The sequence below is a fragment of the Polyangiaceae bacterium genome, assembly GCA_020633235.1.
Taxonomy (GTDB): Bacteria; Myxococcota_A; Polyangia; order Polyangiales; family Polyangiaceae; genus JACKEA01.
Genome location: JACKEA010000002.1, coordinates 646,536 through 658,962 on the forward strand (window position 1 = coordinate 646,536; position 12,427 = coordinate 658,962).

The following is a 12,427-nucleotide window of genomic DNA, read 5'->3' on the forward strand; positions in this document are numbered from 1 at the left end:
GCCTCCGGGCATGGCCCTTCGTCACAGCCTCCTGCTCCTGCCCTTTTTGGCCGTCGCTTGTGGTGGCTCCACGGTCGCCTCCATCCCCAAGGTCGATCCGGTGGTGCAGCCCGCACCGCAAGACAATCCCTTCCTCGACGAGGAAGACGGCGCGTCCGACGGAGACTCGGAGCAAGCGGAGCCCGCCGAGGGGGAGCCTGCCGAAGACGCCAAGCCCGCCGACGAGGGCGACAAGGGTGAGGCGCCGAGTGGGGAAAAACCTGACGCGAAGGCCGAGGACGCCAAGCCGAAGGCCGACGCCAAGCCGAAGGCTCCTCCCGCGCCCAAGCCCAAGACGGCTCCCCCGCCCAAGCCCAAAACTCCCGCGCCCCCACCCAAGACGAAGTGAGCCACCGCCGTGTGGCGGGTCGAGTCGCGCATCTATCTCGGTGACTACCGAGCAGGCGTCGACGCCCTCGGGGGCGCGGCGTTGCCTACGGATCCGAGCGGCGACCCCAAGCCCTTCGCCGGGGTGGTGTCGCTGTGCCCCATGCCGCTGTTTCGCGGGGAGCCGGTGGAAGGACCCGCGCTGCTCGACACGGAGTGGCTGAAGATCCCCATCATGGACGGCGGCAACGGGGACGGAGAGCTGGAGTACGCCATCGATCTCGCCCTGCCCTTCATCGCGCGACGCCGGAAGTCCGGGAACGTGCTGGTGCACTGCGCGGCGGGCATGAGCCGGAGTGTGAGCGTGTTGGCTGCGCTGTTGTGCGAGGGGGGGTCAGGGGTGGAGGAAGCCTTCGAGCACATCGCGAGCTCAAAAGCCGAGGCTCTGGGGCCTTTCTCTTCGGATTTGAGCCTTTTGATCGCGCCAGCCTGGGAGTTTCGGCGCTATCTGGAACGCCGCTACGGGCGCATCAGGCCCGACGGCCGGCCGGACCAGGCTTGACGCCGAGGCCCAGGCGGGGTCAAAACCCGCGTCACCGGCGGCTGGCCCGTCGGTCGAACCGGCCATGGACCCCTCGCCCCTCGAGGGATGCCGCCCTCATAAGGACCCATGACGACTATCGAATCCGCTCACACCGAGACCCCGGCGATGCCCAACACCAGCAATGGAGACGGCGCTGCCCGGGGAGTGGACTGGGACAATCCGCGCGTGTCGGCCATCCTCGCGGCGGCCGCCAAGTGCTTCGCTCGCAAGGGCTTCAGCGCCACGACGCTCGCCGAGATCGGCAAGGAGCTCGGTCTCCGCAAGAGCATCGTCCACTACTACTTTGCCAGCAAAGCCGCGCTCATCCACGAGGTGCAGGCCTACAGCCAGCACAAGTACCTGGACCGCGTCCGGGACGCGATCCGCGCCACCGCCGCAGAAGAGCCCAAGAAGCGCATGATGAGTGTGCTGGGGTCGCTGTGGGAGGTTCTGGATAACAATCGCACTACCACCCACCTCAACATCGAGGTGTGGAGCGCGTCCCGCCGAGATCCCGAGCTCCGGCGCCGGGCCAGCCTGCTGCAGCACGACGCACGGCAGCTGATCACCGACGGCGTGGGAGATGTGCTGGGCGTGAAGGTCGACCAGTTCCCGCAGATGAAGGCGCTCTCCGCGTTGATCCTCGCGGTCCTCAACGGCCTGGTGGTCGCGGAGTACCTGGAGGGCGAGGAAGCCGGCGCCAAGGAAGCCTACGACACGTTCCTCTACCTCCTCCGTCTCGGCATGAAGAAGATGGAGGAGCAGGCCGCCGGCACCGCGTGATCGAAAAGCATCCGGTCCTGCCTGGGGCCGAGGCTTGGTCGGCTCCCGGCGGGGACGTCGGCATCGTGGTCATCCACGGATTCACGGGAAATCCGTGGTCCATGCGGCCGCTGGCGGAAGCGCTGGCGGAACGCGGGTTTGCCATCGAAATGGTGCGGCTGCCGGGCCATGGCACCCACTGGCGGGACATGATGCGCAGCCGCTACGCCGACTGGCGGGACGAGGTCCGCCGAGCGCGGGAGCGTCTGCGCGGCGCGGGCAAGAAGGTGCTGCTCGTGGGCCTTTCGCTGGGCGGAAGCCTGGCGCTGGACGTGGCCTCGGAGCAGCCGGAGGCGGTCGCCGGCGTGGTCTGCATCAACGCCACGGTGCTGGATCGCGAGGGGATCCTGGCGAAGCTGGCGCCGGTGCTGGAGAAGATCCTGCCCGTGGTGCCAGCCAAGGCCGCGGGGCTGGTGGAGAACGACATCGCCAAAGGCGGCGACGAGCACGCCTATGCCTACGTGCCGGCGGCAGCGGGCGGTTCGTTCCTGAAGGAGCTGCCGCGGCTGCGGGAAGCCGTGGCCGGCCTCCAGGTTCCGGTGCTGGTCGCCTACTCGCCGCAGGACCACAGCGTTCCGCCGGAGAACTCGAAGAAGATCCTGGAGCTGCTGCCCGGGAAGAAGGAAGAGCTCCGGCTCGAGCGCTCCTTCCATGTGGCCACCCTCGATTACGACTTCGAGCTGCTGGTGGAGCGCATCGCCGAGCTCGCCGCGCGAGTTTGAAAAATTCGCGAGATCGTTGCATCTTCTCGGGCGTGACCCGGATCGCCGCTGCCCTGCTGCTGGCCGCCTCCACGGCGTCTGCGGCGCCGCGCGCGGTGGTGGACGGCAGCTGGTGGTCCAGTGGCGAGGTGCGGCCCCTCACGCCCACGGCGTGGCTGACGGAAACCGGCGCGCCGCCGCAGTTTCGTTTGTCTGGCGAGCGGGAGCTCCCGCTCCTGCGCCGCTACGTCGACCCCAGCGTGGAGCGCGCCAACGCTTGGCAGCGCTTCTGGCACGGGCGCTTTGGTCCCGCCCAGAGCGTCGACCGCACCGAGCTGTCGTGGAGCTCGAGCGCGTGCGAGGCGACGGAGCCCTCGGAGAGTGATGGCTTCGCCATCCGCTTCGCGGGGGAGCGCTTGATGGCGCCATCGTTGCCATTGCTCCCGGTGTTGGGCGCCGAGGTGCTGCCCACCTGGGCTCTCGGCGTGACGCCGGCGCCGAACAGCGGCGCGCTGGATCTCTCCCCCGCCGCGCGCTGCAAGCCGTGGCAACGACCCTACACCGTCACCGTCGCTCGCTATGGGGCGGAGGTCGACAGCTTCACACTGCTCGATTGCGACGGCTCCGTCGCCATCGACGCGATGGATCACCTGAGCGTGCTGGCGCGGCCGCCGGGCACGCCGCGCCCGGAGCTGCCGCTGCCCCTCGAGCCCATGGCATCCGTCCATGGCGAATGGCTGCCCGCGGTGCGGCTGCTCGATCCACGTCTCGCGTGGGTGCTCGCCAGCATCTCGGAGTCCTTTCCGCACCGTGTGATCTACGTGATCAGCGGCTATCGCCGGCAGGCCCACGACGGCTTCCACCACAAAGCGCGCGCGCTGGACATGTTCGTGATGGGCGTGAAAAACGAGGATCTGTTCCGCGTGTGTCGCAAGCTCCGGGACGTGGGGTGCGGCTACTACCCGAACAACAAGTTCGTGCACGTGGACGTACGACCGCCGGGCACGGGCCACGCGATGTGGGTCGACGATTCCGCCCCCGGGCAGCCGTCCCACTACGTGGATGCCTGGCCGGGCGTCGTCAGCGGCGGCGCGCTGGTGTGGGCCGGCGGAGAAGGCTGAGGGTGTTCGACGCAATCTGGGGCCAAGCGCCCGCCATCGAGACGCTGACGCGCGCCCTCGACGCGAACAAGGTGCACCACGCCTACCGTTTCGAGGGACCCGACGGCGTGGGCAAGGAGAAAGCCGCCTTCGCGCTGGCCCAAGCCTTGGTGTGCGAGCGCGCCGGAGCGCGCGCCTGTGGCGAGTGCAGCGCGTGCCAGCGCGCCGTCACCCTGGCGGAGGACGAGCCGCGCGTGCCGCAGCACCCCGACGTGGTCCTGGTGCAGCGTGGCCTGTATCCCCAGAACATCATCGGCGCTTCCGAGGCGACCGGCATCAGCGTGGAGCAGATCCGCCGCGTGGTTTTGGGCCGCAGCGGATTTCCGCCCCACGAAGGGCGCGCCCTGGTGTTCATCGTGAAGGACGCCCACGAGCTGACGATCCAAGCCGCCAACTCCTTGCTCAAGACGCTGGAAGAGCCGGGGGACAAGAGCCACTTCATCCTGCTCACGAGCCGTCCGAACCGCCTGCTCGACACCATCCGTTCGCGGACTCTCGCGGTCCGTTTCGGTCCCCTCGCGGACGACGTCATCGCGCGCATCCTGCGCGAGCACGGCGCCGACGACTCCGTGGCGCCCTTGGCGCAGGGCAGCGCGTCCCTGGCCCTCGACATGAGCGAGCCGGAGCGCATGAAATCGCGCGAAGAGTTCCTCACAGCGGCTCAGGCCGCCCTCGCCGCGCCGGATCTGGCGACCGCCATCGACCTCGCGAAGGACCGCAAAGAGACGCGGGACGTCCTGCGCGAGAGCCTCGCGTTCTTCGCCCAGCACTTGGCGATGGAAGCGCGCGATCGCATCGCCACGGCCCCCGCCGAAGCCGAGCGCGCCGCCCAGCGCCACGCCCTGGTGCTCACGACCATCGCGGAGGTGGAGCGCAACGTGCAGCCGACCCTCGCCCTCGAAGCCATGGTCACCCGCCTCCGCCGCGTATAGCTCCCCGCGCCCATACGCCCATCGCAGCACGGGTACGGCCCTCGGCCCTCGCTGTCGTCGTCCGTGTAGCTCGCAGCGCGTACGACCCTCGCAGTCGTCGTCCGTGTAGCTCGGGGCACCCGTACGACCCTCGCAGTCGTCGTCCGTGTCGCTCGGGGCACACCGCCGACCCTCGCCGTCGAAGGTGTCGTCACCCATGCAAGGCATCTTCCTTCTGGCGCGCCACACGATGGTCTCGAGCTATCTTCATGAGGGTGTCGGTCCGCCGCGGAACCTCCCGTTCCGCCGTCGCGCCAACCGGGGTCGAAGCTGTAGCCCCAGCCTCCTTCAAGGGGGGGAACTCGCCCCGAAACCGGTTTACATACCAACTACTTTTCAAGGAAGGCGCCCTCCCGCAATACGCAGACACGCGGACATTTGGCTCGCTGGTCCTCCCATTTCACTCGCTGGCCCTCCGTCCTCCGCGACCGCGCAGTTGCCGACAGCCACGCCCGCACGCGGACATTTGGCTCGCCGGCCCTCCCATTCGACTCGCCGGCCCTCCGTCCTCCGCGCCGACAGCCACGCCCGCGGACACGCGGACATTTGGCTCGCCAGCGCTCCGCCTTCCGCGACCGCGCAGTCGCCGAAAGCTACGCCCCTCCCACGCGCGGACATTCGGCTCGCCAGCCCTCCGCCCCCGCGACCGCGCCAGGTGCGACAGGCTTGGTCCCAGGGCGCGGATCTTGAGTCATTTGATCGGCGGGTGAGGATCGAGCGCGAACACGCCGCACCCAGCACTCCTCACCTCGCCCGAAATCTATCGCCGAGGAGATGTTCGTCAGACGAACATTGAAGGAGGGATAGGCTTGTCCTCACTCCCAGGTTCGTTCACGGAACATCAATTGGGGGATAGATTCGCCGCCAGACCCTCCGACGCGGACATGGCTCGCTGGTCCTCCGTCCTCCACGCTGCGCACTCGCCGACTGCCACCCCTCCGACACGCGGACATTTGGCTCGCCCACCCTACGCACACCCCGACCAGCGCGAGCGGAAGGGTGGCTTGCGCCGCTCAGGTCAGGGTGGCCTCGCCCGAAACCGGTTTACATACCAACTACTTTTCAGGAAGGCGCCCCCGATGCGCAGACACGCGGACACCTGGCTCGCTGGTCCTCCGCCATCCAGACTGCACTTGCCGACAGCCACGCCCGCACGCGGACATTTGGCTCGCCGGCCTCCGTCCTCCACGCCGACAGCACGCCCGCGGACACGCGGACATTTGGCTCGCTCTCCGCAGACCCCGACCAGCGCGAGCGAAGGGTGGCTTGTGCCGCTTAGGTCAAGGGGGGGACCTCGCCCCGAAACCGGTTTACATACCAACTACTTTTCAAGGAAGGCGCCCTCCCGCAATACGCAGACACGCGGACATTTGGCTCGCTGGTCCTCCCATTTCACTCGCTGGCCCTCCGTCCTCCGCGACCGCGCAGTTGCCGACACCTACGCCCTCCGACACGCGGACATTTGGCTCGCTGGTCCTCCCATTTCACTCGCCGGCCCTCCGTCCTCCGCGCCGACAGCCACGCCCGCGGACACGCGGACATTTGGCTCGCCAGCGCTCCGCCTTCCGCCTTCCGCGACCGCGCAGTCGCCGAAAGCTACGCCCCTCCCACACGCGGACATTTGGCTCGCTGGTCCTCCGTCCTCCACGCCTGCGCACTCGCCGACAGCCACCCCCGCGGACACGCGGACATTTGGCTCGCTGGCCCTCCGTCCCGCACGCTTGCGCACTCGCCGACAGCCACCCCCGCGGACAAGCGGACGTTGGCTCGCTGGTCCTCCCATTTCACTCGCCGGCCCTCCGTCCTCCGCGCCGACAGCCACGCCCGCGGACACGCGGACATTTGGCTCGCCAGCGCTCCGCCTTCCGCGACCGCGCAGTCGCCGAAAGCTACGCCCCTCCCACGCGCGGACATTCGGCTCGCCAGCCCTCCGCCCCCGCGACCGCGCCAGGTGCGACAGGCTTGGTCCCAGGGCGCGGATCTTGAGTCATTTGATCGGCGGGTGAGGATCGAGCGCGAACACGCCGCACCCAGCACTCCTCACCTCGCCCGAAATCTATCGCCGAGGAGATGTTCGTCAGACGAACATTGAAGGAGGGATAGGCTTGTCCTCACTCCCAGGTTCGTTCACGGAACATCAATTGGGATAGATTTCCGCATCCGCGACCGCCCCGCATCCGCATCCGCGACCGCCCCGCATCCGATCCGCGACCGCCCCGCATCCGCATCCGCGACCGCCCCGCATCCGCATCCGCGACCGCCCCCGCATCCGCATCCGCGACCGCCCGCGCCTCCGCCCGCGCATCGCGACCGCCCGCGCATCCGCACCCGCATCCGCGACCGCATCCGCATCCGCGACCGCATCCGCATCCGTGACCGCATCCGTCCCGCGACCGCATCCGCATCCGCGACCGCCCCCGCATCCGCATCCGCATCCGCAGACCCGCACCCGGCGCAGTGCGAAGGGTGTTTCCGCGCCGCCCCGACATAGAAGCGCTATCCCGACGCTTGCCATTACCCGCATCCGCGACCGCATCCGCATCCGCGACCGCATCCGCATCCGTGACCGCATCCGTCCCCGCGACCGCATCCGCATCCGCGACCGCCCCCGCATCCGCATCCGCGACCGCCCCCGCATCCGCATCCGCATCCGCAGACCCGCACCCGGCGCAGTGCGAAGGGTGTTTCCGCGCCGCCCCGACATAGAAGCGCTATCCCGACGCTTGCCCTACATTTCGACGTCGTCGTCGCTGATCGGTCTTGCGTGCGCGAAACTATCCCGACGCTTGCCCTACATTTCGACGTCGTCGTCGCTGATCGGTTTTGCGTGCGCGAAGCTATCCCGACGCTTTGCCCCACATTTCGAAGTCGTCGTCGCTGATCGCGCTGCCCTGAAACGCGCGCGAGAACGCGCCGTGGCCGACAATCCAGAGCTGCTCTCCGCCCAGGCCACGGTACTCGCAGAACAGCGCCGCGTTCCACGGCGGCGGTTGGGTATCGGCGAGGGCGGCAAGCTCCACCGGCAGCCGTCGCACGCGTTCGTAGCGCACGCCCTTCACCTCGATGCTGGCGGGGGGCTCATCCGGTAGGTTCGCGGAGACTTCCGTGAGGAGCGCGAGTCGCGCGTCGGGCGGAGGCAACGCGACGACGACGTCCTGATCGGAGAACAGCACGGCAGCCACGGCTTCGCCGCCCTCGCGCAACAACCACCCCTGCGCAAGCCAGAGCTCGCGGCCGCGCACGCTGATCACGTCGCCGACGTCCACCCGGAAGCCGGCCTCGGCAAGGCCCGACGACGACTTGGCTGCCGGCTTCGACGGCGCGTCGCCTTCCGGCTTCTCCGGCTTGCGTCTGAGCGCGAGGCGCGTCCCAATGCCGGCGGCGACGAGACCGCCGCCCACGATCAACGCCGTCAAGATCAGGCTCACGACGCACTCCCCATGGTCGACAGCGTAGCGGGCAGGCTCACGACGCACTTCCCATGGTCGACAGCGTTGCGGGCAAGCTCATGACGCGCTCCCCGTGGTCGACAGCGTTGCGGGCAGGCTCACCGTCGCCTCCAGTTTCACGCCGTCGCGTTCCGATGCCGTCGCGTCCAGTTTCACGCCGTCGCGTTCCGATGCCGTCGCGGTCAGTTTCACGCCGTCGCGTTCCGATGCCATCGCGTCCGGGTTCGCGGCGTCGCGATCCGATCCCGTCGCGCTCAGCCTCACGGCGCGCCTCCCAGCGCGAGGTGAAGAGCGCGCGCCGTCGCTTCCGCCTGCGCGGGGTCGCGGCCCAAAGCGGCGATCACCGCAGCGGCGTCGGCCAGCGGCGCGATGGACGCCGCACGCGGCGCGTCGATGCCGCCAATGGCAACGAGGGGTACGCCGTGCGAGCGCGCGGCGCGGGACGCGCGCTCGAGCCCGCCGAGGCCGACCACGTCGTCCGGCTGCGCCTTCGAGCGCGTGGCGAACACCGGCCCGAAGGCGACGTAGTCCGGCGTCGCCTCGAGCGCCGCGGCGAGCTCGTCCGCCGTGTGTGTCGAGACACCCACGCGCAACGTCGGCGCGAACGCCCGCACCTCGGCAACGGGAAGATCTTCTTGCCCCACGTGCACGCCGTCCGTCCCGGCCAGCACGGCGAGATCGGGTCGGTCGTTCGCGAACAGCGGCACACCCTGCGCGCGACACAGCGGCACGAGGGCGCGCAGCAGCGCGAGGGTCTCGCGCGCTCCGGCCTGTTTGGCGCGCAGCTGCAGCGCCGCCGGGCGCGCGCGCAACACGGCTTCGGCGAACGGGATCAGCTCGGTCCCGAGCGTGTCTTGATCCACGATGGCATACAGGCCGCGCATCGCCCGGGAGACTACGGCGGCGGCGGCCGTGTGTCAGCTGGACCCGGAATGTGGTAGCCCTGAGGCATGTGGCTGCGGCCAAAAGGGATCGCGTTCTGCGCGGCTGTGTTGGTGGCGTCCGCGGCAGCGGCGGAAGAGCCCAGCGCCGAAAAGGCCGAGGCAGCGCCGGCGCCGCCAAAGCTCACGCTCTCGGTGCGGGAGCGCGGCCCGCGGCTGCCTTGGGTGATGAGCATCGAGAACACCGGGGACTCGTCGGCACGGGTGGTCGCCGATCCGCGCCTGCTGTCCTTCGAGGTGAAGGTGCCCGGCAAGCACAAGCCCACCCGCTGCGAGCTCCCGGCGGACATGTTCCCCAAGAAGGCGGACCATCGCCTGTGGGTGCAGCTCGGTCCCGGAGAGGGTATCGAGCAGTCCTTCGATCCACGTCTGTACTGCTTCGCCGCCGGCGGCCAGTGGAAGCTCGTGCCGGGCTCGCTGATCACGCCGCGCTTCGGTTGGGATCAGAAGAAGAAGTACACCTGGAAGCGCGGCAAGAAGGTGCCGGTGAAGCCGTCGGAGCCCTTCGTGGCCCGCGCGGCAGACGGCGACCGGGACGAAGACGAAGCCCCCGACGGTATCAAGGAGCTCGACGGACAGCCCTTCGCCCTCAAGTCGAAGTACGCCAAGTGGGCCAAGACGCGCTTGGAAGAGGATCGCAAGCGCAAGCACGACGCACCCATAGAGATGCGCATGGCGCAGGGCTCGGATGCCCATGCGGAGCGCACCGCAACGGTCGCCATCAAGCTGAAGAACCGCAGCAAGCACCGCCAGCGTCTGTACTTCCGGCGGGAGCTCGTGAGCTTCGAGGTGATGGGGCCGGATGGCCTCACCAACTGCGACGCGCAGCCCGATCTACGCGCACCGGATCCGCAAGCGTTCCTCAGCCTCGCACCGGGCCGCACCATGACCATCACCAGCCGCCTGGTGGAGCTGTGTCCAACGGGCACCTTCGGTCGCCCCGGCCTGTACTTGGTGCACGCCCGACTGGACGCCGCGGAGGACGGCTCGGACTTCGGTCTCGACGCCTTCACCGGACGCCTGTTCTCCGAGCAGCCGGCCACCATCCGCATTCGCAGTGGAGATCTCCCCTTCCTCAAGCGGCGCGTGATGCACCGCTACGTGGCCAAGAAGGACGAGTGATGTCGCGCGCGGCCGTGCTCGTCGCCGTGCTGCTCTCCGCCTGCGGGGGCTCCACTTCGGCCAACGGCTCGGGAGGCACTGCGGGCAGCGCGGGCACTGCGGGCACTGCGGGCACTGCGGGCACCGCGGGCACGGGCGGCGGCTTGGATCCGGAGTGCACCTCGGACGCCGACTGCGCGCTGTTCTCCGATTGTTGCAGCTGCCTCGCGTACCCCGCCACGCACAAGCCGCCACCCGGGTGCGACGCGATGTGCGCCATCGACCAGTGCGCGTCCCTCGGCATCTCCAAAGACACGATGCACTGCACCGCCGGCCGTTGCGTCGCCGGCTTCGAGTGCGATCACAATCAGGCAGCGTGCGAGTCGCTTCCACCCCAGTGTCCCGCGGGACAAACGGCCAGCGTGAACGGCGCTTGCTGGGGCCCGTGCGTGGACGAGCTCGAGTGCGCCCGCGTCACCAGCTGCGCCGACTGCACCGGCACGTTGAACACCTGCGTGACGCGCGCCGGCGATCCGGGGTCCACCGCCCACTGCGTGGACATACCCAAGGGCTGCGAAGGCTCCGTGAGCTGCGCCTGCATGGGACAGAACGTGTGCACCGGTGCCTTCGACTCCTGCTCCGACGCCAGCGGCCTGGTGTGCGACTGCCCCGCCTGCTGAGCGCCACGTGGACATCCTGTACCAAGACGACCACGTGCTCGTGGTGAACAAGCCGTCGGGCCTGGCTGTGCATCGCGGCTGGGCGCGGGATCGCGTGACCGCCGTGGGCCTCGCTGGTCGCCTGGCGAAGCGCCACGTGTCGCCGGTGCATCGCTTGGATCGCGGAACCAGCGGCGTGTTGCTGTTCGCCTTCGCTCCGGAAATCGTGCGCACGCTGCAGGCGTCCTTTGCCGAAGGCATCCACCGCGTGTACTGGGCGCTGGTGCGCGGTCCTGCGCCGGAGCACGAAGTCGTGGATCACCCGATCCCGCGGCGCCCCGGTGGTCCGCGAGTGGACGCCATCACCGAGATCCGCCTGCTCGGACGCTTCGAGCGCTACTCCCTGGTGGAAGCGCGACCGCGCACCGGTCGCCTCCATCAGGTGCGGCGCCACCTCAAGCATTTGAGCCTGCCCATCATCGGCGACAGCAAGTACGGCAAGAGCGAGCACAATCGTCTACTGCGAGATCGCTTCGGCCTCGCTCGGCTCGCCTTGCACGCAAAGAGCCTCGACGTTCCCCACCCCGTTCGCGACGAGCGCCTGCACGTGGAAGCGCCGATCCCCGAGGACCTCGCGGGGCCTCTCCGGGCCATGGGTTTGTTGTAGCGCCGCGGAAACACCGCGTCGCAGTGTGCGTCGCGGATGCGGAGACGGTTGCGGACGCGGGGGCGGACGCGGGGGCGGGCGCGGATGCGGATGCGGATGCGGGCGCGGGAGCGGGCGCGGTTGCGGGGGCGGGGGCGGATGCGGATGCGGATGCGGATGCGGGCGCGGGTGCGGATGCGGGTGCGGGCGCGGGTGCGGATGCGGATGCGGGCGCGGATGCGGATGCGGGGCGCGGGGGCGGATGCGCGGGGGCGGGGGGCGCGGGCGGATGCGGATGCGGATGCGCGCGGATGCGGGCGCGGCGAGCCAATTGTCCGCGCGGGGGCGGATGCGGATGGCGGATGCGGATGCGGATGCGGGACGATGCGGGCGCAGTCGGCCAAGTGCGGATGCGCTCCGAACGGATGCGCGCAGCGGGGGCAGGCGTCAGATGCGGGCAATTGTCGCGCGCGCCGGATCCCGTCCTCCCATGCGACTTCGTTCGTTCTGACGAACATTTCCCCGCGGTAGATTCGGCGCACGAGCCAATTGTCGCGTCGGGATGCCAAGCCAATTGTCCGCGTCAGGACGGCGAGCGTTGGCGAAGCGTCGGCGCGACTTCGCTCAGCGAAGTCGTGGGCAACGAGCCAAGCCCTGTGCCGCGTCAGAGCGCGCCAGCCAATTGTCCGCGTACCTGCGACCACCACTGTCGCTCCAAACGTGACGCGAGGCCCGGACGTCACCCGCGCCAGCGCGGATCGTGCAACTTGGACAACCGAGCCGCCCAGCGACCATTGGACGCGTCGGCCTGACGATGCAACGTCACGCCAATTGTCCGCGTCGGACCAGGACAACCGAGCCAATTGTCACGCCGACCAATTGTCCGCGTCACCCGCGCCCGCGGACAACGACCAACAATTGTCGCGTCGCTGCGACCAAACGTCGCTATGAGGCTCCGGAGCGTCACGTCACCGCGCCAGCGCGGGTCGTGTCTTCCAACGACAATTGTCCGAGCCAATTGTCCGCGC

At 69.2% G+C, this 12,427-nt stretch carries 12 protein-coding genes; 9 read left to right on the plus strand and 3 right to left on the minus strand.

Annotation, left to right across the window (positions count from 1 at the left end; all coding sequences use genetic code 11):
• Nucleotides 1-10: 10 nt before the first annotated feature.
• The 6 genes from H6717_13345 to H6717_13370 all read left to right on the plus strand — a co-directional run bounded on the left by H6717_13345 (nucleotide 11) and on the right by H6717_13370 (nucleotide 4,564).
• Nucleotides 11-388 (plus strand): hypothetical protein, encoded by a 378-nt coding sequence (locus tag H6717_13345; protein ID MCB9578002.1) that lies wholly within the window; start codon nucleotides 11-13, stop codon nucleotides 386-388.
• Between the two features lie 9 nt (nucleotides 389-397).
• The gene (locus tag H6717_13350) at nucleotides 398-928 is read left to right on the plus strand and encodes a dual specificity protein phosphatase family protein (GenBank protein ID MCB9578003.1); all 531 of its coding nucleotides are present in this window, start codon (nucleotides 398-400) and stop codon (nucleotides 926-928) included.
• A gap of 108 nt (nucleotides 929-1,036) precedes the next feature.
• A complete protein-coding gene (locus tag H6717_13355; GenBank protein MCB9578004.1) occupies nucleotides 1,037-1,732 on the plus strand; it encodes a TetR/AcrR family transcriptional regulator in 696 nt (231 codons plus the stop codon).
• Nucleotides 1,729-2,493, plus strand: a complete 765-nt coding sequence (locus H6717_13360; protein MCB9578005.1) for an alpha/beta fold hydrolase — start codon at nucleotides 1,729-1,731, stop codon at nucleotides 2,491-2,493. The genes H6717_13355 and H6717_13360 overlap by 4 nt, the downstream gene beginning before the upstream one ends.
• Nucleotides 2,494-2,525: 32 nt before the next feature.
• On the plus strand, nucleotides 2,526-3,593 hold the full coding sequence (locus H6717_13365; GenBank protein MCB9578006.1) for a DUF882 domain-containing protein: 1,068 nt from the start codon (nucleotides 2,526-2,528) through the stop codon (nucleotides 3,591-3,593).
• 2 nt (nucleotides 3,594-3,595) lie between these two features.
• Nucleotides 3,596-4,564 carry a DNA polymerase III subunit gene (locus H6717_13370; GenBank protein ID MCB9578007.1) on the plus strand — a complete coding sequence of 323 codons (969 nt, stop codon included), beginning with the start codon at nucleotides 3,596-3,598 and terminating at the stop codon, nucleotides 4,562-4,564.
• A gap of 2,876 nt (nucleotides 4,565-7,440) precedes the next feature.
• Here H6717_13370 and H6717_13375 read toward each other — a convergent pair.
• From H6717_13375 to thiE, 3 genes are all read right to left on the minus strand, one after another.
• Nucleotides 7,441-8,031 (minus strand): hypothetical protein, encoded by a 591-nt coding sequence (locus H6717_13375; protein MCB9578008.1) that lies wholly within the window; start codon nucleotides 8,029-8,031, stop codon nucleotides 7,441-7,443.
• 78 nt (nucleotides 8,032-8,109) lie between these two features.
• Nucleotides 8,110-8,316, minus strand: coding sequence for a hypothetical protein (locus H6717_13380; GenBank protein ID MCB9578009.1), 207 nt, complete (start codon nucleotides 8,314-8,316; stop codon nucleotides 8,110-8,112).
• Entirely contained in the window at nucleotides 8,313-8,936 is a 624-nt protein-coding gene (thiE, locus tag H6717_13385; protein ID MCB9578010.1) for a thiamine phosphate synthase, read from the minus strand. The genes H6717_13380 and thiE overlap by 4 nt, the downstream gene beginning before the upstream one ends.
• Before the next feature lie 66 nt (nucleotides 8,937-9,002).
• Between thiE and H6717_13390 the strand changes: the two genes are divergently transcribed.
• The 3 genes from H6717_13390 to H6717_13400 are packed head-to-tail and all read left to right on the plus strand — an operon-like array spanning nucleotide 9,003 to nucleotide 11,420.
• Nucleotides 9,003-10,115 carry a hypothetical protein gene (locus tag H6717_13390; protein ID MCB9578011.1) on the plus strand — a complete coding sequence of 371 codons (1,113 nt, stop codon included), beginning with the start codon at nucleotides 9,003-9,005 and terminating at the stop codon, nucleotides 10,113-10,115.
• Nucleotides 10,115-10,774 carry a hypothetical protein gene (locus H6717_13395; GenBank protein MCB9578012.1) on the plus strand — a complete coding sequence of 220 codons (660 nt, stop codon included), beginning with the start codon at nucleotides 10,115-10,117 and terminating at the stop codon, nucleotides 10,772-10,774. The genes H6717_13390 and H6717_13395 overlap by 1 nt, the downstream gene beginning before the upstream one ends.
• Before the next feature lie 7 nt (nucleotides 10,775-10,781).
• Nucleotides 10,782-11,420: a pseudouridylate synthase gene (locus H6717_13400; protein MCB9578013.1), complete on the plus strand. Its 639-nt coding sequence runs from the start codon at nucleotides 10,782-10,784 to the stop codon at nucleotides 11,418-11,420.
• Nucleotides 11,421-12,427 lie beyond the last annotated feature (1,007 nt).